21 protein-coding genes are annotated in these 20,954 nt (G+C 59.7%); 11 read left to right on the forward strand and 10 right to left on the reverse strand.

Annotation, left to right across the window (positions count from 1 at the left end; genetic code table 11):
* Positions 1 to 3: 3 nt before the first annotated feature.
* The 3 genes from PPA02S_RS02240 to PPA02S_RS02250 all read right to left on the reverse strand — a co-directional run bounded on the left by PPA02S_RS02240 (position 4) and on the right by PPA02S_RS02250 (position 1,911).
* Positions 4 to 252, reverse strand: a complete 249-nt coding sequence (locus tag PPA02S_RS02240) for a YtcA family lipoprotein (RefSeq protein WP_028632820.1) — start codon at positions 250 to 252, stop codon at positions 4 to 6.
* A 188-nt stretch (positions 253 to 440) separates the two neighbouring features.
* A complete protein-coding gene (locus tag PPA02S_RS02245) occupies positions 441 to 1,109 on the reverse strand; it encodes a GntR family transcriptional regulator (protein WP_028632821.1) in 669 nt (222 codons plus the stop codon).
* A 67-nt stretch (positions 1,110 to 1,176) separates the two neighbouring features.
* The gene (locus tag PPA02S_RS02250) at positions 1,177 to 1,911 is read right to left on the reverse strand and encodes an SDR family NAD(P)-dependent oxidoreductase (RefSeq protein WP_028632822.1); all 735 of its coding nucleotides are present in this window, start codon (positions 1,909 to 1,911) and stop codon (positions 1,177 to 1,179) included.
* Between the two features lie 186 nt (positions 1,912 to 2,097).
* On the opposite strand from PPA02S_RS02250, the gene PPA02S_RS02255 reads away from it, so the two are divergent.
* The 5 genes from PPA02S_RS02255 to cfaB all read left to right on the forward strand — a co-directional run bounded on the left by PPA02S_RS02255 (position 2,098) and on the right by cfaB (position 9,102).
* Positions 2,098 to 3,129: an ABC transporter substrate-binding protein gene (locus tag PPA02S_RS02255; RefSeq protein ID WP_028632823.1), complete on the forward strand. Its 1,032-nt coding sequence runs from the start codon at positions 2,098 to 2,100 to the stop codon at positions 3,127 to 3,129.
* A gap of 57 nt (positions 3,130 to 3,186) precedes the next feature.
* A complete protein-coding gene (locus tag PPA02S_RS02260; RefSeq protein ID WP_028632824.1) occupies positions 3,187 to 4,254 on the forward strand; it encodes a phosphotransferase in 1,068 nt (355 codons plus the stop codon).
* Positions 4,251 to 5,570: an aspartate aminotransferase family protein gene (locus tag PPA02S_RS02265; protein WP_028632825.1), complete on the forward strand. Its 1,320-nt coding sequence runs from the start codon at positions 4,251 to 4,253 to the stop codon at positions 5,568 to 5,570. The genes PPA02S_RS02260 and PPA02S_RS02265 overlap by 4 nt, the downstream gene beginning before the upstream one ends.
* Positions 5,571 to 5,745: 175 nt before the next feature.
* Positions 5,746 to 7,797: a TonB-dependent receptor gene (locus tag PPA02S_RS02270; RefSeq protein ID WP_028632826.1), complete on the forward strand. Its 2,052-nt coding sequence runs from the start codon at positions 5,746 to 5,748 to the stop codon at positions 7,795 to 7,797.
* Positions 7,798 to 7,917: 120 nt separating this feature from the next.
* The gene (cfaB, locus tag PPA02S_RS02275) at positions 7,918 to 9,102 is read left to right on the forward strand and encodes a C17 cyclopropane fatty acid synthase CfaB (protein WP_028632827.1); all 1,185 of its coding nucleotides are present in this window, start codon (positions 7,918 to 7,920) and stop codon (positions 9,100 to 9,102) included.
* 62 nt (positions 9,103 to 9,164) lie between these two features.
* On the opposite strand, the gene cls is transcribed toward cfaB, so the two are convergent.
* A complete protein-coding gene (gene cls / locus PPA02S_RS02280; RefSeq protein WP_028632828.1) occupies positions 9,165 to 10,604 on the reverse strand; it encodes a cardiolipin synthase in 1,440 nt (479 codons plus the stop codon).
* A 131-nt stretch (positions 10,605 to 10,735) separates the two neighbouring features.
* Between cls and PPA02S_RS02285 the strand changes: the two genes are divergently transcribed.
* Complete coding sequence (locus PPA02S_RS02285) at positions 10,736 to 11,263, forward strand: DUF3617 domain-containing protein (protein WP_028632829.1); 528 nt, start codon at positions 10,736 to 10,738, stop codon at positions 11,261 to 11,263.
* Here PPA02S_RS02285 and folE2 read toward each other — a convergent pair.
* A complete protein-coding gene (folE2, locus tag PPA02S_RS02290) occupies positions 11,247 to 12,152 on the reverse strand; it encodes a GTP cyclohydrolase FolE2 (protein WP_028632830.1) in 906 nt (301 codons plus the stop codon). The genes PPA02S_RS02285 and folE2 overlap by 17 nt on opposite strands.
* 24 nt (positions 12,153 to 12,176) lie before the next feature.
* Complete coding sequence (locus tag PPA02S_RS23270; protein ID WP_028632831.1) at positions 12,177 to 12,557, reverse strand: hypothetical protein; 381 nt, start codon at positions 12,555 to 12,557, stop codon at positions 12,177 to 12,179.
* A gap of 113 nt (positions 12,558 to 12,670) precedes the next feature.
* Here PPA02S_RS23270 and zigA point away from each other — a divergent pair, with 113 nt between their 5' ends.
* Genes zigA through PPA02S_RS02310 form a run of 3 tightly spaced genes read left to right on the forward strand, consistent with a single transcriptional unit; the run spans position 12,671 to position 15,514 of the window.
* Positions 12,671 to 13,879 (forward strand): zinc metallochaperone GTPase ZigA, encoded by a 1,209-nt coding sequence (gene zigA / locus PPA02S_RS02300; RefSeq protein WP_028632832.1) that lies wholly within the window; start codon positions 12,671 to 12,673, stop codon positions 13,877 to 13,879.
* The gene (locus tag PPA02S_RS02305; RefSeq protein WP_028632833.1) at positions 13,876 to 14,502 is read left to right on the forward strand and encodes a DUF1826 domain-containing protein; all 627 of its coding nucleotides are present in this window, start codon (positions 13,876 to 13,878) and stop codon (positions 14,500 to 14,502) included. The genes zigA and PPA02S_RS02305 overlap by 4 nt, the downstream gene beginning before the upstream one ends.
* 40 nt (positions 14,503 to 14,542) lie before the next feature.
* Complete coding sequence (locus PPA02S_RS02310) at positions 14,543 to 15,514, forward strand: CobW family GTP-binding protein (RefSeq protein WP_028632834.1); 972 nt, start codon at positions 14,543 to 14,545, stop codon at positions 15,512 to 15,514.
* On the opposite strand, the gene PPA02S_RS02315 is transcribed toward PPA02S_RS02310, so the two are convergent.
* Entirely contained in the window at positions 15,515 to 15,907 is a 393-nt protein-coding gene (locus PPA02S_RS02315) for a DUF3301 domain-containing protein (protein WP_028632835.1), read from the reverse strand.
* Between the two features lie 110 nt (positions 15,908 to 16,017).
* On the opposite strand from PPA02S_RS02315, the gene pdxY reads away from it, so the two are divergent.
* Positions 16,018 to 16,890: a pyridoxal kinase PdxY gene (gene pdxY / locus PPA02S_RS02320; RefSeq protein WP_028632836.1), complete on the forward strand. Its 873-nt coding sequence runs from the start codon at positions 16,018 to 16,020 to the stop codon at positions 16,888 to 16,890.
* Here pdxY and PPA02S_RS02325 read toward each other — a convergent pair.
* A complete protein-coding gene (locus PPA02S_RS02325) occupies positions 16,887 to 17,372 on the reverse strand; it encodes an acyl-CoA thioesterase (protein ID WP_028632837.1) in 486 nt (161 codons plus the stop codon). The genes pdxY and PPA02S_RS02325 overlap by 4 nt on opposite strands.
* A gap of 337 nt (positions 17,373 to 17,709) precedes the next feature.
* On the opposite strand from PPA02S_RS02325, the gene PPA02S_RS02330 reads away from it, so the two are divergent.
* Complete coding sequence (locus PPA02S_RS02330) at positions 17,710 to 19,470, forward strand: cation:proton antiporter (RefSeq protein ID WP_028632838.1); 1,761 nt, start codon at positions 17,710 to 17,712, stop codon at positions 19,468 to 19,470.
* A 105-nt stretch (positions 19,471 to 19,575) separates the two neighbouring features.
* Here the strand turns inward: PPA02S_RS02330 and PPA02S_RS02335 are convergent, their stop codons facing one another.
* Together PPA02S_RS02335 and PPA02S_RS02340 are read right to left on the reverse strand one after the other, a co-directional pair.
* A complete protein-coding gene (locus PPA02S_RS02335) occupies positions 19,576 to 19,983 on the reverse strand; it encodes an SMI1/KNR4 family protein (protein WP_028632839.1) in 408 nt (135 codons plus the stop codon).
* A gap of 115 nt (positions 19,984 to 20,098) precedes the next feature.
* Positions 20,099 to 20,953: a Tim44 domain-containing protein gene (locus PPA02S_RS02340; protein ID WP_028632840.1), complete on the reverse strand. Its 855-nt coding sequence runs from the start codon at positions 20,951 to 20,953 to the stop codon at positions 20,099 to 20,101.
* Position 20,954 lies beyond the last annotated feature (1 nt).

The raw sequence follows: 20,954 nt of genomic DNA on the forward strand, positions 1-20,954 counted from the left end.
TGCTCAGTGGTGGAAGACGGCCAGCCAGACCAGCATCGCGCTCAGTGCGGTGAACGCCGGATACGTAAATGCCAAAGGCTGTAGCCGACCGAACCCGCATGTTTTGGCCAAAATCAGATGCAGCAGAACGGTGCTGAGGACACCACCGATGATTGCGAACAGCCAGTCGGGAAAGATGGCACCAAGCACGGGAAGTGCGGGAGACTGAGCGCACCCGTCGAGCGCTAACAGCATGATCGGCACACCGAACATGTAGTAATACCTGAGACCAGCCATTAACAACTCCGCACCACCGTCACTAACGTAAGGTGCGAGTCTAATCCTTCACAGTAAAACTTAAATTGGAGCAAGGCACAGTGGCCGTTGTGGCGTGCCACATGAAGTTCAACGGCCCTTAGTGAGACATCAATAAAAAACACTCAGTATGTAAAGAACTTCCGTCAATCATGTTCCAACTGCACATACTCCAGCATCTTCTGGCTCCCATCCAGAATATCCGTACAGATCGCCTCCCGGGCGGCAGCCCCGTCCTTGTTCTTGAGCGCCGCCAGCACGTCCCAGTGATGGTCGATGGCCATGCGTTCATTGAAGCTGCCATACGCCCGCGCAATCAACGGCCCTGTGCGCATCCACAGGCCATCCAGCAGGCTGGACAGCATCGGCATGTCGGCTATTTCGGTGAGCGCATAGTGGAATTCATGGTTGTGGGTAAGTGCGGCCGCCAGGTGGTTGGCCTGGATCGCAGCCAGGTTGTCCTCGATACAGCTTTCGAGCCGTTCGAGCTGTGGCGTTGTCACGTGCGCGGCTGCTGTTTCGGCTGCCAGGCCTTCGAGGGAAAGGCGGATACGGCGGATTTCCAGAAACTGCTTGGAGGTCAGCATCGGGACGCGGATGTCCCTGGGCGTTTTGAGAACCAGCGCCTGCTCCTTGGCCAGTTGCAGAATCGCATCCCGTACCGGCGTAACGCTGGTGCCCAGTTGCTCGGCCAGGTCGCGAATACGCAGCCTGTCGTTGGGCTGGAAGCGACCGGTAATCAACGCCTCGCGTAACAGGCCATAGATGCCGCTGCCCAAGTAGGAGTGTTTCAGGTTCTCGATGGGGTAGTTCATTGCTTACTCGTGTACGGCACAGGACCGGCGGCGGAGGGGAACCTTCCACGGCAGATTATCGAATAACTCAAACATGTTGCCCACCATTCACGTGTATTTCTGCACCGTTCACGTAAGACGCCCCGTGGGTACACAGGAAATGCACCAGCGCTGCGACTTCCTCCGGTTTACCCATGCGCTTCATCGGGATCGAACGCTCAACGATCAGCTCGGTGCCTGCAGACAGGATCGACGTGTCGATTTCACCGGGTGCAATGGCGTTGACCCTTACGCCGTGCTGGCCGAAATCATGGGCCATTTCCCGAGTGAGTGCAGACAGCGCCGCCTTGGAACAGGCATAGGCCACGCCTGCAAAGGGGTGTACCCGGGAGCCTGCGATGGAGGTGACATTGATGACCGAGCCCTTTGCAGCCTTCAGTTCTTCGAACAGCCCGCGGGCGAGCAGGGCGGTGGAGAACAGGTTGACGTTGAACACGTTCAGCCAGGTGGCGTAGTCGGACTCCAGCACACCCAGCCGCTCGCCGTGCTCGCCCTTGGGTGAAATGCCGGCGTTGTTCACCAACGCGTCCAGGCGGCCACCCAGTTTTTCGCGGATCTCCGGCAGCCTCGCCTGGACGTCCTCGATGTTGCCCAGGTCGAGATGAATGTGGTTGGCGAAGCCTTCAGCCCATGGGCAGCCTTCGCCAAGGTCCTGGCGAGAGGCGGTGAAGACTCGCCAGCCAGCCGCGTTGAAGTGCTTAACCGTCGCGTGGCCGATGCCGCGGCTGGCGCCGGTGAGCAACAAGGTGCGTGGTTCGGTCATGGTGGCGTCCTTTCGGTGATGAGTGGGAAGAGCATAGCGTAAAAATATGATGCATCATATTTGGATTGTGGTTAAATGACTCGCCGCCTCCTGAGAGGCGCACTGCCTGATCTGTTTGCTGCCACTACAAAAAAACTGCCATCCCTTGAAGCTGCCCACGACCTCGTAGCGCACCTGGAGAGACGCATGAACAAGAAAATCGCAGCGGTACTGATACTTGGAACACTCGCAGGCCCCCTCAGCGCCGCTGAGAGGCTGACCGTAGTGTCGTTTGGCGGGAACAACCGCCAGGCCCAGGAAAAGGCCTTCTACCAACCCTTCACTGCACAGTACGCCACCCCCATTACGGCAGATGACTACAACGGCGAAATGGCCAAGATCAAAGTCATGGCCGATACCGGCAAAACCAGCTGGGATGTGGTGGAAGTGGAGTCGCCCGAGCTGATTCGCGGGTGCAGTGAAGGCCTGTTCGAGCCTTTGGATTGGGGGCGGATAGGCAAGAAAGAAGACTTCATCCCCGCTGCGGTAAGCGATTGTGGGGTCGGTATTTTCATCTGGTCGACTGTCCTCACATTCGACCCCAAAAAAGTCGCCTCGGCGCCCCAGGGCTGGGCCGACTTCTGGGATGTGAAGAAGTACCCGGGCAAGCGGGGCCTGCGCCGGGGTGCCAAGTTCACCCTGGAATTCGCCCTGATTGCCGATGGGGTCCCCCTGAAGGATCTGTACCAGGTGCTGGGAACGGAAGCCGGTGTGCAGCGCGCGTTCAAGAAGCTGGACCAGATAAAGCCCAATATCCAGTGGTGGGATTCCGGCGCACAGCCTCTGCAATGGTTGGTATCCGGTGATGTGGTAATGACCTCGGCCTACAACGGCCGGGTGACGTCGGCCCAGGACGAGGGCCAGTCATTTGCCATGCAGTGGAACGGCAGCCTGTACGACCTGGACCACTGGGCAATTGTGAAAGGCAGCCCGAAAAAAGCCCTGGCAGAAACGTTCATTGCCTTTGCAAGCGAACCTGTGCAACAGAAGCATTTCGTCGAAGCCATTCCCTACGGGCCAAGCAACAGGCATGCGGTAGAACTGGTAGACAGAAAAGTCGGCGACAAATTGCCAACCGCGCCAGACAACCTCAAGAACGCCCGGGCTACGGATGCCGAGTTCTGGATCGACCATGGCGAAGACCTGGAAGAGCGCTTCAACGCCTGGGTCAACAAGTAATGCATGATGGCGCCTGCGGGGCGGGCGCCGGTTTCGCGCCAGATAAGGGGTAGGGTTATGCCGCTCGAAAATTTCGCAATCGATGACAGCTTGCTGGAAGTCGCCCCGGCGCACGTCAGTGATGCCCAGGCGGGCGAGGTACTGCATCGGCACTTCGGCTTAAGCGGCACGCTCGAAAAACTTGGCGGTGAAAGAGACCTGAATTTTCGGGTGCTATTGCCTGACGGGGCATCCCGCTTGCTGAAGCTTTCCCATCCGCTGGAAAACCCTGACGTTGTCGATTTTCATAATCAGGCAATGCGCTGCATCGCCTTGCGTGACCCAGCCTTGCCTGTGCAGCGCGTACACACCTCACTGGCCGGCGACCACTTCGTGCGCGTCGAAGTCAACGGTCAACGTATGCTGGCCCGGCTTCTGTCATTCGTCGACGGTATGCAACTGTACCGGGTAGGCCGCACTACCCAAGCGTTTCGTCGGTCACTGGGGGCGTCTCTCGCCCGCCTGGATGTTGCGCTGGAAGGTTTCGATCACCCGGCTGCCCGCCACACGTTGCTCTGGGACATGCAACATGCGGCGCACCTTCGGCCCCTGCTTGCCCATCTCGAACCGGGGCAGGGTCGCGCGCTGGTGGAGCAGAGCCTGGATCAGTTCGAAGCACGGGTGGTGCCGACGATGGCTGGGCTGCGTAGGCAAGTTATCCACAACGACATGAACCCCCACAACATCATCGTGGATGCTGACAACCCGGATGTATTGCGCAACATCCTCGACTTCGGAGACATGGTTCACGCACCGCTGATCAATGAAGTGGCTGTGGCGGCTTCGTACCATCTTGGCCACGATGGCGACACCCTGGCGCCGGCGCTGGATGTCATCGCCGCGTATCACCAGCACAACCCGCTTGCCCGCGAAGAGCTGCAACTGCTGCCTGAGCTGCTGCGCACCCGGCTGGCCTCGGCCCTGTGCATAAATTCATGGCGTGCGCAGCTGCACCCGGAAAACCGCGCCTACATCCACCGTAACTCCCAGCGTGCATGGGCGAGCCTTGCATCGATCGCGGCCCTGCCGCGGGCGGAGATCGAAAAGCGAATACTGGCGGCCTGTAGCCGGGAGGGCAGGGCATGAGCATGGTCAATGGTTTCACCCCAGACGATGCGGCGCGGCTCACGGAACAGGAGCGGCGCCTTGTAGAACGTCGTGAACGCTTGCTGGGCCCTGCCTACAGGTTGTTCTACGAACGGCCGCTGCACACGGTGCGAGGCGAGGGCGTGTGGCTGTTCGATGAGCAGGGCCGTCGCTACCTGGATGCCTACAACAACGTCGCATCAATTGGGCACTGCCACCCGCGCGTGGTGGAGGCAATGCATCGCCAGGCCCAGCAGCTCAACACCCATACCCGCTATTTGCAGGAGGGCATTCTCGACTACGCCGAGCAGCTGCTGGGGACCTTCCCGAGTGACTTGGACCGGGTAATGTTCACCTGTACCGGCAGTGAAGCGAACGACCTGGCACTGCGCATGGCCAGGCACTATACCGGCGGTACCGGTATCATCATCACTCAGTTTGCCTATCACGGTGTCACCGGCGATGTGGCAGAGCTGTCGCCCTCCCTGGGTCGCGGTATGGTGTTGCCCAGCCATGTGCGCACCGTCAGGGCGCCGGATGCCTACCGGCTGGGTGCCGACAACGTTTCCGCGTTGTTTGAAGCCGACATAAAGGCAGCCATCCAGGACATGAAAGCACACGGCATACGCCCCGCCGCCATCGTGATGGATGGCATTTTCTCCAGTGACGGTGTGCTGGTTGGGCCCGCGGGCTTCATGGCCGCGGGCATTGCAGCGGCCCAGGCCGAAGGCTTGCTGTATATCGCCGACGAAGTTCAGCCAGGCTTCGCTCGCACCGGGTTGAACATGTGGGGCTTCATGCGCCATGGCGTGCATCCGGATATGGTCACGCTGGGCAAGCCCATGGGCAACGGGCAACCCATTGCTGGCCTGGTGGGGCGCAGTGAGGTGGTCGATTGCTTTGGCAGGCACATGCGCTATTTCAACACCTTTGGGGGCAACCCGGTGTCGTGCGCGGCGGGCAAGGCGGTGCTGGATGTTATTCAGGAGCAGAACCTGCAGCAGCAGTCGCACGCTATTGGCGGCTACCTGCTTGAGGGGTTGTCCCGGCTTGCGCAGCGGCATGCGTGCATGGGCGACGTGCGCGGCGCGGGGATGTTCCTGGGTGTCGAGTTGGTGACCGACCGCGTTACCCGGCAGCCGGCAGCCGAGCAGGCTCGGAAGGTGGTTAACAGCATGCGGGAAAAGGGTGTGCTGATCAGTGCCTCAGGGCCACTGGAAAACGTACTCAAGATCAGACCACTGCTGACCTATACCAAAGAGCATGCAGACATGTTGATTGAGGCGGTGGACACGGTCATGGCGGATATCGGCTGACGTTAGCTGCTTTGAACTGATGAGGTGAGCATTCTGGGAGCCCCTTACGGGGCGCATGTGCTCGGCCAATATCAGGCTCATTACAGCTATTAGTGGTTATGATATAACGTTTGCGGCTAAAGCAGGCTCAGACCCGCGCCGCCCGCACTTTCATCTTTGCAGCCCAGGAGCTCCCATGCGATTCACCCCGGCCTCCCTCGCCATGTTTACGGTGATGTTCTCCCCTGAACTGTTCGCCGACCAGACCGGCAACTCCACCATCACCCTTGGCGAGGTGAACATCACCCAAAATGCAGGGGTGGCACTGAGCACCGAACATGTACTCACCTCGGTGGATGTGCTGGGTGGCGACCAAGTGCAGGAAAAGAACGTGATGAACAGCTGGCAGTTGCTAGGCCAGATGCCGGGTATTCAGCTCACGGAAACGGGGCAGGGCGCCGAGTCTGGCAAGGTCACGTTCCGTGCATTCAATGGCGAGGGCTACATCAACGGCATCAAGACCCTCATCGACGGTATTCCCAGCAACGTGAACAGCGGCAACCAGCGCTTCATCGACATGATCTTCCCGCTGGATATCGACTACATCGAAGTGGTGCGCGGTACCAACGACCCGCGTTACGGCCTGCATAACATCGCCGGCAATATCAACTTCGCCACCCGCCAGGGTGGCAACTACGTTGATAGCCGGGTTACCTACGGCAGCTTCGACACCCGCGAAATACAGCTGGCGGTCGGGCACGAAGAAGGCAACGTTGCCCAGAACTACATCCTCGCCAAGCAAGACAGCGACGGCTACCGTGACCATAGCCAGTCCAACAAGTACGCACTGGGCGGTAAGTGGTTCGTCAGCAATGATGAACAGAACTTCCGCATTGGGCTGATTGCACGGCTGTACCATCACCAGGCTGAAGAGCCGGGTTTTCTGACCCGCGAACAGATGCACGCCAGCCGTACCCAGTCGCCCGAAAAAAATGCCAACGATGGCGATGACCGGGACATGAAGCACCTCAGCCTGCACGCCGACTGGCAGCTCAACGACGACCTCAACCTGAGCAGCAAGCTGTACTTCAACAGCTACAACGACGACCGCACCATCACCTTTACAGACTATCGGCCAGGCAATGCGCCGCGACAGCGCCGGCAGTGGGATGAGCAGCAAACCGGGGTGCTCAACAACCTCACCTGGCGCATCAACGACCTGCTCACCCTCGATGGCGGCATCAATTACGAAGAGCAGGACAACACTTATAGGCGCCTGCGCTACAGCTTCGGCATCCCTACCGATTTCGATGTGAAGCCGGCCCGGGTGCAGAATGACGACAGCTACACCCTGCGCAACATCGGCGGCTATGTGCAGGCTGTGATCCAGCCCACCGAGTCACTGAAGATCATCCCGGCCATGCGCGTGGACAAGTTCTCTGGCAACACCGAGCTGCTCGGGGGCGTAAAAGCGCCGCTGCAGGACTACGGCTGGATCCGTCAACCCAAGCTCAGCGTGATCTACAGCCTTACCCCCGATATCGACCTGTACGCCAACTGGGGGCGAACCTTCCAGATTCTGACGGGCTCTACCCCGCCCGCTTACATGACGCCAGGCCAGGCTTCTTACGACCCTTCGATCAACACCGGCAAGGAAGTCGGTATCAAGTTCCGCCCCTTCGAAGGCGCCCAGGCCCGGGTTGCACTTTGGCAACAGGATGCCACCGACGAAGTGGCCAACATGCCGAGTACGGGCACTACCGTAGGGTTGGGTGAAACGCGCCGGCGGGGTGTAGACATGCAGATCACCGCGCAACTGGATGAACAGTGGACGGTCTGGGCTTCTCACGCCATTCAGGAGGCCAAGGTAGTGAAGGCCTACTCTGCGTCCGGCCAGTCGCTGTCTGGCAAGGAAGTGTTCTCTACCCCCCGGTACATCAGCAATGTGGGCGTGGACTACCGCTATAACGATGACTGGAAGTTCGGCGTGCAAGGGCGGGCCCAGGGCAGCTACTACATCGATGAGCTGAACGAGCAGGGCAAATACGGTGGCTTCGTGGTTGCAGATGCCAGCGTCAGCTATCGCATAACGCCTGCCACCCGCGTCGACCTGCAGGTGAAAAACCTATTTGACCGCCAGTACGAGTATGTCTGGTACGACAATTTCTTCTGGGGCGGTGATGACCAGGCCATGTTCTCCCCTGCACCGGGCCGCTCTGCATTCGTGTCGTTCAACATGAAGCTTTAGGCGCCAGTGCTTACCTACGCCCTTCGTTTAACAGAAACTTCCTGCCAATGAACTACGCTATGCCGGTGGCTTTCGAAATGACATGGGTCTTCCCCTGCACAGGGGACGGGAGGGTGCTTCATGTTTGCTCAACTTCCACCGGCATTGCAGCATCTGCATCTGCCACTTCGCCTCAAGCTGTGGGACGGCAACTACTTTGACCTTGGGCCCAGCCCTCAGGTGACTATCCTGGTCAAGGAGCCACAGCTGATTACCCAGCTGACGCATCCGAGCATGAATGAGCTGGGTACTGCCTTCGTCGAGGGCAAGCTCGAACTGGAAGGCGACATTGCCGAAGCCATCCGGGTGTGTGACGAGCTGAGTGAAGCCTTGCTGGGTGGTGAGGATGAGCGTATTCCCCAGCGGCTGGCCCACGACAAGGACACCGACGCCGAGGCGATCTCCTACCACTACGATGTTTCCAACGCGTTCTACGCGCTGTGGCTGGACCCGGACATGGTGTATTCCTGTGCCTATTTCCGTGAGCCGGACAACACGTTGCAGCAGGCCCAGCAGGACAAGTTCGACCATATCTGCCGCAAGCTGCGCCTCGGTGCAGGTGACTATCTGCTGGATGTCGGCTGCGGCTGGGGTGGCCTGGCCCGCTTTGCGGCACGGGAGTACGGCGCCAAGGTATTCGGCATAACCTTGAGCAAAGAGCAGCTCAAACTTGGGCGGCAGCGCGTCGAGGACGAGGGCCTGGGCGACCAGGTCGACCTGCAGATTCTGGACTACCGGGATTTACCCCAGGACGGTCGCTTCGACAAGGTCGTGAGTGTGGGCATGTTCGAGCACGTGGGGCACGCCAACTTGCCGTTGTATTCCCAGACGCTATTCAATGCGGTACGTGAAGGCGGCCTGGTAATGAACCACGGCATCACGGCCAAGCATGTGGATGGTCGGCCTGTAGGGCGGGGGGCGGGTGAGTTCATCGACCGCTACGTATTCCCCCATGGGGAGCTGCCGCACTTGTCGATGATTACGGCCAGCGTGTGCGAAGCGGGGCTTGAGGTGGTGGATGTCGAGAGCTTGCGCATGCACTACGCCAAGACCTTGCACCACTGGAGCGAGAACCTGGAAAACCAGCTGCACAATGCCGCTGCGTTGGTCCCGGAAAAAACCCTGCGTATCTGGCGGCTGTACCTGGCAGGTTGTGCCTATGCCTTCGAAAAGGGTTGGATCAACCTGCACCAGATACTGGCAGTGAAGCCCTACGCAGATGGGCACCACGAGCTGCCCTGGACCCGCGAACACCTGTATCGCTGACCGCCGTCGCAAACCGGGCGACCCTACCGAAATGGCAGGGTCGCCTTGGTTGTGTATGGCGCCTACAGAACGGGTGAAATCAGGCGCGCAATGCGCATGCCCAATTGCTGCACCCGGTGAGTGGTCTGGCTGTCTTCGGCGGTTATCTCCCGTGCTTGTGCAAAGTCGTCATTGAGCATTTGCTCGACCTTGTCGGCGAAGTCTCGGTCCACGGTCAGCAAGGTAATTTCAAAATTAAGGCGGAACGAACGGTTGTCCAGGTTGGCGCTGCCTATCGCGCTGATCTCGTCATCCACCAGCACCACTTTCTGATGCAGAAACCCCGGCTGATAACGGAACATGCGCACACCCGCGCGCACGGCTTCGAACGCGAATAGGCTGGAGGCGGCGTAGACCACACGGTGGTCCGGGCGTGACGGGATCAGTACCCGCACGTCCACACCCCGCAACACCGCCAGGCGCAGTGCGGCGAATACCGCCTCGTCGGGAACGAAGTAGGGGCTGGTGATCCAGACTCGCCGGGTGGCGGAGTGGATCGCTTCCAGGAAGAACAGCGCGCAGGTCTCCTGCGAGTCGGCCGGGCCGCTGGCAAGGGCCTGGCAGAGCACGCCGTTATCGGGGTAGGTATCCAGCAGAATCAACGGCGGTAGCTGGCGGGTGGCCCAGTACCAGTCTTCGGCAAAGGATTCCTGCAGGCAGGCCAGCACAGGCCCGTTGATGCGTACGTGCGTATCCCGCCAGGGTGACAGCTTGGGGTCGGCCCCCAGGTATTCGTCACCGACGTTGTGCCCGCCGATGAAGCCCACCACGCCGTCCACCACGACGATCTTGCGATGGTTGCGGAAGTTGACCTGCAAGCGGTTGAACCAGCCTCGGCGTGTGGCGAAGGCATGGATCTGTACACCGCCTTCGCGCAACCGCTGGCTGTAACTCGCCGGCAAAGCGTGGCTGCCTACCCGGTCGTACAGCACGAACACCTTCACGCCATCGGCAGCCTTGCGCAGCAACAGCGCTTGCAACGCTTTACCCAAAGCGTCGTTGTGGATGATGAAGAACTGTACCAGCACGACTTCCTTGGCGTTCTCGATGGCTTCGAAGATCGCATCGAAGGTTTGCTTGCCATCAATCAGCAACTCCACCTGGTTATTGGCCAGGCATGGCATGCGGCTGAGCTTGGGCATCGCCCTTAGCGCGGCGTAGCTGGCCGAGGCGCGGGCCGCCAGCGCTTCTTCAACCCACGGTCGCCAGTTCAGGTTGGCCATTGCCACGTGCATCTCCTGATTGGCCTGGCGCCTGGCCTTGATGTAGGCGTAGAACGAGCGGGCACCGAATATCAGGTAAGGGATCAACGTGAAGTACGGGATGAAAAACAGCGGCATCGCCCAGGCGATCGCACCTTGGGCAGTGCGCACGGTAAACAGCGCGTGCAGTGCGGCGACGACCCCCAACAGGTGAACAACACCCAAGAGGTAACCGAAGAAGTAGGGGCTGTGGTAATCCATATGCATCCTGCTTATTGAATACACCTTAGGTAACAGAACACGTTCCGGGTTCGCCTGCAACAACCGCTTATTTTTAGCGTCTAAGCGGGATATTGTCCGGGTCGTCCGGCTTTTTTCAGGAGCGTTTGTCCATGAAGATTCGTCTGCCACTGTTGGCGTTGGCCCTGGGTTTGAGCAGTGCCGGTGCGCAGGCCCAGATGCTGCAACCGGGTTTGTGGGAGTTGACCACCAGCAACATGCAGGTGGACGGTAAACCGCTACCCGATATGGAATTCATGCTCAGCCAGTTGAAAAACCTGCCACCCGAGCAACGGGCAATGATGGAAGGTGTGTTGGCCAAACAGGGCGTTACCGTTGGCGGTAAGGGCGTGCGCTCTTGCCTGACCCCGCAGCAGGTGGCAACCAACGACATCCCCTTGCAGGACCCCAAGTCCGGCTGCACGCAGAAAATCACCGACCGCACGGGCAACGTCTGGAAGTTTCAGTTCAGCTGCCCCAAAGCCCAAGGCAGCGGTCAGGCCACGTTCCTCAGTGACAGGGAATTCACCACGCAGGTGAACGGTACCTTTAATGCCTCTGGGGTGCAGCAGCAGGGCAGCATGAATACCCGCGCTGTATGGCTGGGCAACGATTGCGGCGCGGTCAAGCCTCGCACCTGACCTCCCAGCCCCACTGGCTTGTCGCCACAGCGTCGTGGGCATGCAGGCTTTCTGCATGCTCCACGCGTATCTTGAACGCGCTGCTCCACGGCGCATGCTTCAATGTTTCATGCAGCCTTCGCGCGGCGTCTTCGCAGAACATCAGGTTTTGGCCATTGGCCAGCGCGAAAGCTTGCTCATCAGCACGCTTTACCGCTGTTTGCACGGCAGTACCCAGGCTGGTCTCCACCTGATCGATCAGTTCGGTGATGGGTAACGTCGCCTGATTACTCCGCAGCCTGACTTGAATCTTGGCCAGGCTTCTTTGGCTATGGGGGGTTGCAACGATGCCCTCTGCCGTTCCCAGCCACCTCATTACCGCTTCCCGGTCCACGTGCTCAGCCGTGAATGAGGCTTGGAACTGCTGCTGGATGAGTTGTCTGGCCAAGGCCGCCGAGCATGGGCAGGTAGACGAGTAGGGGACTGACACGGATAGTTCCACGTGGAACATTTCGTTTTCGATACGCGCATTCACTTCTACTTCGTAGCTCTTCCAGCCAGCTAGAGGGCTAACCAGTGCAGGTCTTTTCAGCAAATGCTCGAAGCGTAGGCGGATGTAACTCGCGGATGAAAGCCCCTCATGGCTCGTGAGGAAGTTGGCCAGTAGCCGTCGTAGTACGACAGGCGTCAACGGCACTTGCTCTAGAGATTCCAGCGCCAGGTAAAGCCGTGACATGTGAATGCCTCTGGAGCTGCCATCCACCAGGCTTACTCCCGCGTCGATCTTTGCAGCCGCCGTACGCCCTTCGAAGATGATGGGCAAAGCGATGCCGCACATGCCTACCCAATCCAACGGCTGGGACTGGTCCAGGTTCTGTGCGGCGATATCGGGTAGCTTCAGCTGAGTCATTGGGTATTCCAGAAAGTAGTGTTTTCAGAGGCATCCGCCTACCAGGCTGCAGTGCAGGTTGAAACGCTGGCCGCTTGAGCTGGATACCCTATTCAACGTGGTCCAGCCCACCCTGCGGCTGTATCCAACCCATGCTTCCCCATTGCTTGCCAGGCCTGTGAAGAAAGTCAGGCTGCCGTAGCGGCTATTGGTCTGTGCCCATAGGCGCCTGCTCTGCACGTCGTAGCCACGTAAATAAAACGTGCTGCCCTCTGTTCGCACGCTGTAGTAGCCGCCAGCGCGGTCCTGGCAGGCCAGCAGCGTGGCGCTACGGGTGCAAAGGGCGAGTTTAGGGCTGGGAGGCATCGCCAACGCGCTGCAGGGCAAGGCGAGCATCAGTAGCATGAGGATGCGTTGCACGTTCATCTGGGGCACTGGCGAGCTCTCGTTTGTCAGGAACAGCTTGGCGAAATTGTATTGTTACTTTATAACATTGTGCAATGCATCGTTTCGAATGCTTCTGCCTGTAGAGGTTTGCCATGTCTGATCGCCTTCCCGTTACCGTGCTCTCCGGCTTTCTGGGGGCCGGCAAAAGCACGTTGCTCAACCATGTACTGCGTAACCGCGACAACCTTCGGGTGGCGGTTATCGTCAACGACATGAGTGAAATCAACATTGATGCCAGCGAGGTGCAACGCAACGTCAGCTTGAACCGTGCCGAAGAAAAGCTGGTGGAAATGAGCAACGGTTGTATCTGCTGCACATTGCGCGAAGACCTGCTGGAGGAGGTTGCGCGGCTGGCTGAAGAAGGCCGTTTCGATTACCTGCTTATCGAGTCGACGGGCATTTCAGAGCCGCTACCCGTTGCAGAAACCTTCACCTTCCGGGACGAGCAAGGGCGCAGCCTGTCAGACCTGGCGCGGCTGGACACCATGGTCACCGTTGTCGATGGCCTGAATTTCATGAGTGATTATCAAGCTGCCGATAGCCTGGCCAGCCGTGGCGAAACATTAGGCGATGAAGACGAGCGCTCGATTACCGACCTGCTCATCGAGCAGGTGGAGTTTGCCGACGTATTGTTGCTGAGCAAGATCGACCTGATCAGCCAGGCAGAACGGGAAGAACTCATCGCGATTCTGCGTAGCCTCAACGCCCGGGCGCAGATTGTGCCTATGGTCATGGGCCAAGTCCCATTGGCCAGGATTCTCGACACCGGCCTGTTCGATTTTGACGAGGCAGCCCAGGCGCCGGGCTGGCTGCAGGAACTGCGCGGCGAGCACGTGCCTGAAACCGAGGAATACGGCATCGCCGCCAGCACATGGCAGGCACGGCGCCCGCTTCATCCACAGCGCTTCTTCGACTTTATCCACACCCCTTGGACCAATGGGCGCCTACTGCGCTCGAAAGGCTTCTTCTGGCTGGCCAGTAAGTATCAGGAGGCGGGTAGCTGGTCCCAGGCGGGCGGCATGATGCGTCATGGCTTGGCAGGGCGATGGTGGCGATTCGTACCCAAGGATCAGTGGCCGGAGGATGTGGATAACACCGCTGCCATTCTTAAGCATTGGACGCCTGACACCGGCGACTGCCGGCAAGAGCTGGTGTTTATAGGGCAAAACATCGATTTCGATGAATTATCCACAGCGCTGGAGGCTTGCTTGCTCACCGATGAGGAGATGGAACTTGGCCCGATGGGCTGGCTGCGGCTGGGGGATCCGTTTGGGCCATGGCTTGAGCAGGCCGCCGCATGAGTCAGGCCCTTCAGCTTGTGGATATCCGCCAGGCATTCGGCGATTCTCCTCAGATACTGGCGGATGTGCTGCAGGACGGTGTGAACATGTCTGTGTGGCGCAGGCATTTGCCGCCGCAGTTGGAGGACTTCGCCGCAGTCGTGGTGGGCCTTGGCCCATCACTGGCAGACCAGAGCGTGATCGAGGTGGATGAGCACAGGGCCCCGGTACTTGCCGACCTGTTGTCGGAGGCCGCCGACGTGGAGGGTTACGGGGCCTTCGTGGCTGATGTGACATGGTTGGTCGAGGCCTTCACCTGCCTGCTGGGCGCTCGCCGGGTAGGGCTGCGCATTCGCGTGCTGGAAGGGCCGATGTGCCCACGCTTCCATGTGGATAACGTGCCTGTGAGGCTGCTGTGTACCTACTCAGGGCCAGGGAGCGAATGGCTGGAGAGTGATACCCACACCCGAGAAAACTTATCCACAGCGGTGGTTGATCTGCACAGGATAAAGCGTTTGCACGCGGGTGAGGTGGCCTTGCTCAAAGGTGAGAAGTGGCAGGGCAATGAGGGGGCGGGGCTTGTGCACCGATCACCTGCCGGGCCACAGCGCCGCCTGCTGCTCAGCCTTGACTGGCTGGCGTGACGGCGCATAGTGGGCTACCCCAGCCAGCCATAGATCAGCCATGTTCCACGATATCCCCACCCACGTGATTGCAGGCCCGTTGGGGGCCGGCAAGACCACTCTGATCCGCCATTTGCTGGCACAACGGCCTGCCAGCGAGCGCTGGGCAGTGCTGGTGAACGAATTCGGCTTGGTGGGCCTGGACGCCGCTTTGCTGGCCCGCGACGAGGATGGCGTCGCGATAGGCGAAGTGGCTGGCGGTTGTTTGTGTTGCGTGAGTGGTGTGCCTTTCCAGGTTGGTTTGGGTCGGCTTCTGCGTAAGGCCAAGCCCGACAGGCTGTTCATCGAGCCTTCCGGGTTGGGGCACCCGTTGCAGTTGCTAAATCAGCTGAAAAGCGAACCTTGGCAGCATGTGTTGACGGTGCAGCCTCTGATCATGGTGGTCGATGCCCGCTCTCTGCTGGTGGATGATCTGCTTTCGGATGCACAAAGGCGTGCTCTGGCAGCTTGCGAGCTACTGGTAATCAACAAGTCAGACACTGTGGATGAAAATACTAAACTGTTGATAAATAACAAATTATCAACAGTTAAGCTTGCTTGGGTGGAGCAGGGACGCCTGCCTCTGGCAAACCTTCCACTGCGCAGTGGCGGCGTTATCCAGCATTCACCTGTGGATAACCAGATTGTCGACAATCTGCACGGCAGGCCCTTGGTCGTCTGGGCGGATCCTACGCTGCCACTGTCCATGACGCAGCAGGGGGAGGGCGGCTGGAGCATTGGCTGGCGCTGGCACCCGAGCCAGCATTTTTATCCACAAGCCATCGCAGCCGCGCTGGAGCGCCTGCCGTGGCGGCGAGCGAAGGGGGTTATCCACACTGCGGCTGGTTGGCAGTCTTTCAATGGGCTGGATGGCAGTGTCCCAGCCTGGCAACCCAGCGATTGGCGCACCGATAGCCGTATCGAGTTGATTTTCGATGAACCGCAACCCGAGGCGTCGCTTCAGGCCGTGTTCGCTGCGTGCCGGGTGAGCTGATCAGTTATGCCAGCGGTTATGCTGCTGGCGCCACTGCTGCATTTCGATGACGTTATCGGTGCGCGGCGGCGTCTTGATTTCGAACGGGTAGGGCGCCAGCTCAATTTGCACGCTGTGCGCGCCGAACTGGGTCACGGTCCCCGGGTGGCGCTGCTCGCCGGTCACGGTGAATTCGAACCCATAGATGCGCGCCAGCCGTTTGCGGCCCTTGGCATCGCGCACGAAGGCGATGCGCTTGAGGGCGACCGCATCGTCCAGCAACTCCAGGTCCAGCTTGGCGCAATGCTGCTTGACCCGTTCCAGGGCTTTTTCGCGCAAGCCGTGGTTGTGCCACAGCCAGGCGCCTGCTGTGGCCACCAGCATCAGCAGGAAGAGGTTCTCCAGGGTCAACATTTGCGTATGCTCCAAACAGGTAGATCCAGCTTAACTGCGTCCCTGGCCTGTCGTACAGATGGCAATCGAGTTCATACTGCGCAGTCTTGAAACCGCTTTGGAACCCCTGCATGAAACGTACTCCGCACCTGCTCGCCATTCAGTCCCATGTGGTGTTCGGCCACGCCGGCAACAGCGCTGCGGTGTTTCCCATGCAGCGTATCGGGGTCAATGTCTGGCCGCTCAATACCGTGCAGTTCTCCAACCACACACAGTATGGCCAGTGGGCCGGCGAAGTGCTCGCCCCTGCGCAAATTCCTGCGTTGGTGGAAGGCATTTCCAATATCGGTGAGTTGGGGCACTGTGACGCGGTGTTGTCCGGTTACCTGGGTAGTGCCGAACAGGGCAGGGCGATTCTGGCTGGTGTGGCGCGCATCAAGGCGGTAAACCCCAAAGCACTGTATGTGTGCGACCCGGTGATGGGGCACCCGGAGAAGGGCTGCAGCGTGCCGCAGGAAGTCAGCCAATTTTTGCTGCAAGAAGCCGTTGGCAAGGCCGATATCCTGTGCCCCAACCAGTTGGAGCTGGACAGCTTCTTCGGGCGCCGCGCGCAGTCCCTGCAGGATTGCGTTGGCATGGCACGCAGCCTGTTGCAACGGGGGCCCAAGGTAGTGCTGGTCAAGCACCTGGCCTACCCCGGGCGTGGCGAAGACCACTTCGAAATGCTGCTGGTAACCGCTGAGCACAGCTGGCACCTGCGCAGGCCTTTGCTGACGTTCCCGCGTCAGCCGGTAGGGGTTGGCGACCTTACCTCTGGCCTTTTTCTGGCCCGGGTGCTGCTGGGCGACAGTTGGGAGCAGGCCTTCGAATTCGCCGCAGCGGCCGTGCACGAGGTGCTGCTGGAAACCCAGGCGTGCGCCAGCTACGAACTGCAACTGGTGCGTGCCCAGGATCGCATCGCTCACCCCCGGGTACGCTTCGAGGCGCAGCCGCTGGCGTTCTAGTTCGCGTCGGTTTTCAGGTTCTGGTAGCGCTTTTCCAGTTCCTGGCGAATCTCACGGCGCTGCTGGCCTTGCAGGAAGCGGCGCTTTTCTTCGCTGGTTTGCGGTTGGCGCGGCGGGACCGACACCGGCCTGCGGTTGTCATCCACGGCCACCATGGTGAAGAAGCAGCTGTTGGAATGGCGTACCGAGCGCTCGCGGATGTTCTCGGTCACCACCTTGATGCCTACTTCCATGGACGTGTTGCCGGTGTAGTTCACCGACGCCAGGAAGGTCACCAGCTCGCCCACGTGCACGGGCTCGCGGAAGATCACCTGGTCGACCGACAGGGTCACCACATAGGAGCCGGCATAGCGGCTGGCGCATGCATAGGCCACCTCGTCGAGGTACTTGAGCAGGGTGCCGCCATGTACGTTGCCAGAAAAGTTGGCCATGTCCGGGGTCATCAGGACAGTCATGCTCAGCTGGGCGTTTCCAGGTTCCATAGTGTGCTCACGGTGTGGTTGCGCTGAATCGGGCAAATGGGGGGCGTTATCTTCAGGCATCGCAGTTCCCCTCTCGTTGAGTTGCCAGGCCAATACGGGACGTCGGTGGGCGCGCGGGCGTCACGCCGATACTGCCATCGGCGGCGTTTACCCGGTCGATCTGTTTCATCATATTGCACTGGCATTTTGCGCCCGGGTGCAATGTTAACCTGAGTACACCCGTGAACCACGGGCCTTCCAGTGTTCAATACAGTCTGTACTGCTTGCTTGGCTTGCCTCGGCGCAGGCGCGGTCTGCCTGGGTATTCACCAAATGACGAGAAAAGGAGTATCGCGCCATGCATGCCATCAGCTTCATCCAGGACCTGGCGGTCATCATGCTGGTCGCGGGCGTGGTCACCATCCTTTTTCATCGCCTCAAGCAGCCTGTGGTACTGGGCTACATCGTTGCCGGTTTCATCATCGGCCCGCATACCCCGCCTTTCGGCCTTATCCACGATGAGGACACCATCAAGACCCTGGCCGAACTGGGGGTGATCTTCCTCATGTTCTGCCTTGGGCTCGAATTCAGCTTGCGCAAGTTGTTCAAGGTTGGCGCTACTGCGTTCATCGCGGCCTTCTTGGAAATCGTGCTGATGATATGGATCGGCTTCGAAATTGGCCGCTGGTTTGGCTGGAACACCATGGATTCGCTGTTCCTGGGCGCCATCCTGGCCATTTCTTCAACCACCATCATCGTCAAGGCGCTCAACGACCTGAAGATGAAAAACGAGCGCTTTGCCCAGCTGATCTTCGGCGTGCTGATTGTCGAGGACATTCTGGGCATCGGCATCATTGCGCTGCTTTCGGGGATTGCCGTCAGTGGCACGGTCAGCTCCGGTGAGGTGTTCTCCACCGTTGGCAAGTTGTCGCTGTTCATGATCGTTGCCCTGGTTATCGGCATTTTGCTGGTACCGCGCCTGCTGGCTTATGTGGCCAAGTTCGAAAGCAACGAGATGCTGCTCATCACCGTGCTGGGCCTGTGTTTCGGCTTCTGCCTGCTGGTGGTGAAGCTGGAATACAGCATGGTGCTGGGGGCGTTCCTGATTGGCGCGATCATGGCTGAATCCCGTCAGTTGCTGAAAATCGAACGCCTGATCGAGCCGGTGCGTGACATGTTCAGCGCCATCTTTTTCGTCGCCATCGGCCTGATGATCGACCCGCAGGTGCTGATAGATTACGCCTGGCCCATCGTGGTGATCACCTTGGCGGTGGTGCTGGGCAAGATGCTGTCGTGCGGCATGGGGGCCTTTATCGCCGGTAATGATGGGCGCACTTCGTTACGGGTTGGCATGGGCCTTTCCCAGATTGGCGAATTTTCATTCATCATCGCCGCGTTGGGTATGACCCTGCAGGTCACCAGTGACTTTTTATACCCGGTAGCCGTTGCCGTATCGGCCATCACCACACTGCTTACCCCCTACCTGATTCGTGCCGCTGACCCGTTGTCTATCAAGCTGGGCAAGGTGGTGCCTGGTCGTCTGGCCAGGGTGTTGTCGTTATATGGCGAGTGGTTGCGCAGCATCCAGCCCCAGGGTGAGGGTGCCATGGTGGCGGCGATGATACGGCGCATCCTCATGCAGGTCGGGGTAAACCTGGCCCTGGTGATCGCCATCTTCTTCAGTGGCGGTTACTTTGCAGGGCGTATCGGTGCCTGGCTCACGCAATGGGTGGGCGATATCAGCCAGCAAAAGGCGATGATCTGGGGGGCGGCACTGTTGTTGTCGCTGCCCTTCCTGATTGCGGCCTATCGCAAGCTCAAGGCGCTGTCGATGCTGTTGGCCGAGATGGGTGTGAAGCCAGAAATGGCCGGGCGCCATACCCAACGTGTACGGCGTGTAATCGCAGAGGTGATACCGCTGTTGTCGCTGCTGGTGATCTTCCTGCTGCTCTCGGCACTGTCGGCGAGCATTCTGCCTACCAACGAGCTGTTGCTGATTATCGCGGTGGTTGCGGCGGTAGTAGTGGCGTTGCTGTGGCGCTGGTTCATCCGCGTCCATACACGCATGCAGATCGCCTTGCTGGAAACCTTGGAGAACAGCCGGGAGAACACCCACTAACACCGCATGTAGGAGCGAGCAAAGCTCGCGATGCGCCGCGAGAGCGGCGCCCGCCCCATCCCGCCGCCAAGCCCGCTCTTACAGGCCAATCACCCGGCCATTGGCTCAGCTTTCCAGCCAGACATCCCGCGCCCAGTGCCACACCGACTCCCAGCTCTCTTCACCGACCAGCTCCTCGTCGGCATCCCACAACACCACCGTGCCGTCCTCTTCAACGCAGTAGTAGTTCTCGCCATCCTGGCACAGCGGGATCAACTCACGCGGTACGCCGGCGTCCCATGCATTGGCGGCGACTTCAGGCAGGTAGGTGTGGGATTGCGGGTCAGTGACCGTAACAGGCTCCAGTGAGCCGTATACAACGTCACTTACGTTCAACAAGAACTCTTTGAACACAAACGGAATGTTGATGAACAGTTGTTCTTCGATCTCGACCAACAATTCCTCATCCGGAAGCTCGAGGGGCACCGGCACTGGCTCGTTGGCTTCACGGAGTTGTTCGATCACTTCTTCCACGGTTCACTTCCTCAGACCTAGATGACAACGCTGCGGGTTATACCCTAGTAGGCCGCTATGACAAAAGCAAAAACCCCGGGGATGGCCCCGGGGTTTTTGGGTGCAGCGTGCGCGGTTAGCCGTTTTGGCGGATACCGGCAACCAGCCATGGCTGGTTATCGCCTTGGGCGCGAACCATGTGCCAGCTTTCGCTGAATGCCTCACCTTGGTCGAAGCGCGAGTTTTTCGACACGCCGCGGAAGGTCAGGGTAGCGTCGGTGCGGTCGGCGCGATCATCAACACCGTCCAGCTGCACTTCGAGGTTGTCGATATAGGTCGACTGGAAGCCATCACCCAGTTCGGCACGCTCGCGCTTGAGGAACTCGAGCATCTGCGGGGTAACGAACTCGCCGATCTTGTCCATTTCGTTGGCATCCCAGTGCTGCTGCAGCGACTGGAAGTGGTTGCGGGCAGCGGCCAGGAAGCTCTGCTCGTTGAACCAGGCTGGCGCGTTGATCACCGGGGCCGCTGCCGCAGCAGGTGCCGCCGAGCCGCCGAAGATGGAGGGCTGCGCAGGCTGGCCGTACACCTCACGCTGCATCGGCGCATGGCCAGGCGCGGCCATGTGTGGCTGCTGCTGGCGACGTCGTGCGGCAATGAAGCGGAAGACCAGGAAGGCTATGAGCGCGACGATCAGGAAGTCCATGATCTGGAAGCCCTCGAAGCCGTCGCCCATGAACATGGACGCCAGCAGGCCACCGGCGGCCAAGCCTGCCAGTGGGCCCAGCCAGCGCGAAGCACCGCTGGCAGCTGCCGGTGCACGGCCAGGCGCGGTCGGCGTGGCAGCGGGCGTGGTTGGCGTAGCTTGACGGGTCTGGTGGATAGGCGCGGAGCCCGAGCTCTTGCCGCCGCCAAAGCGTTTGGCGTTGGCGTCCAGGCTCAGCGTCAGGCCGACGCAAAGCGCCAGTGCGATGCTAAGAAAACGTTGCATA

This window comes from Pseudomonas parafulva NBRC 16636 = DSM 17004 (assembly GCF_000730645.1).
Taxonomy (GTDB): Bacteria; Pseudomonadota; Gammaproteobacteria; order Pseudomonadales; family Pseudomonadaceae; genus Aquipseudomonas; species Aquipseudomonas parafulva.

Coding starts and splice junctions, on each gene's coding strand:
- PPA02S_RS02270 (WP_028632826.1), top strand. CDS start 5,746: ATGCGATTCACCCCGGCCTCCCTCGCCATGTTTACGGTGATGTTCTCC.
- PPA02S_RS02240 (WP_028632820.1), bottom strand. CDS start 252: ATGTTCGGTGTGCCGATCATGCTGTTAGCGCTCGACGGGTGCGCTCAG.
- PPA02S_RS02245 (WP_028632821.1), bottom strand. CDS start 1,109: ATGAACTACCCCATCGAGAACCTGAAACACTCCTACTTGGGCAGCGGC.
- zigA (WP_028632832.1), top strand. CDS start 12,671: ATGTCTGATCGCCTTCCCGTTACCGTGCTCTCCGGCTTTCTGGGGGCC.
- PPA02S_RS02250 (WP_028632822.1), bottom strand. CDS start 1,911: ATGACCGAACCACGCACCTTGTTGCTCACCGGCGCCAGCCGCGGCATC.
- PPA02S_RS23270 (WP_028632831.1), bottom strand. CDS start 12,557: ATGAACGTGCAACGCATCCTCATGCTACTGATGCTCGCCTTGCCCTGC.
- PPA02S_RS02265 (WP_028632825.1), top strand. CDS start 4,251: ATGAGCATGGTCAATGGTTTCACCCCAGACGATGCGGCGCGGCTCACG.
- PPA02S_RS02255 (WP_028632823.1), top strand. CDS start 2,098: ATGAACAAGAAAATCGCAGCGGTACTGATACTTGGAACACTCGCAGGC.
- folE2 (WP_028632830.1), bottom strand. CDS start 12,152: ATGACTCAGCTGAAGCTACCCGATATCGCCGCACAGAACCTGGACCAG.
- PPA02S_RS02310 (WP_028632834.1), top strand. CDS start 14,543: ATGTTCCACGATATCCCCACCCACGTGATTGCAGGCCCGTTGGGGGCC.
- cls (WP_028632828.1), bottom strand. CDS start 10,604: ATGGATTACCACAGCCCCTACTTCTTCGGTTACCTCTTGGGTGTTGTT.
- PPA02S_RS02260 (WP_028632824.1), top strand. CDS start 3,187: ATGCCGCTCGAAAATTTCGCAATCGATGACAGCTTGCTGGAAGTCGCC.
- PPA02S_RS02340 (WP_028632840.1), bottom strand. CDS start 20,953: ATGCAACGTTTTCTTAGCATCGCACTGGCGCTTTGCGTCGGCCTGACG.
- PPA02S_RS02315 (WP_028632835.1), bottom strand. CDS start 15,907: ATGTTGACCCTGGAGAACCTCTTCCTGCTGATGCTGGTGGCCACAGCA.
- pdxY (WP_028632836.1), top strand. CDS start 16,018: ATGAAACGTACTCCGCACCTGCTCGCCATTCAGTCCCATGTGGTGTTC.
- cfaB (WP_028632827.1), top strand. CDS start 7,918: ATGTTTGCTCAACTTCCACCGGCATTGCAGCATCTGCATCTGCCACTT.
- PPA02S_RS02305 (WP_028632833.1), top strand. CDS start 13,876: ATGAGTCAGGCCCTTCAGCTTGTGGATATCCGCCAGGCATTCGGCGAT.
- PPA02S_RS02325 (WP_028632837.1), bottom strand. CDS start 17,372: ATGGAACCTGGAAACGCCCAGCTGAGCATGACTGTCCTGATGACCCCG.
- PPA02S_RS02285 (WP_028632829.1), top strand. CDS start 10,736: ATGAAGATTCGTCTGCCACTGTTGGCGTTGGCCCTGGGTTTGAGCAGT.
- PPA02S_RS02330 (WP_028632838.1), top strand. CDS start 17,710: ATGCATGCCATCAGCTTCATCCAGGACCTGGCGGTCATCATGCTGGTC.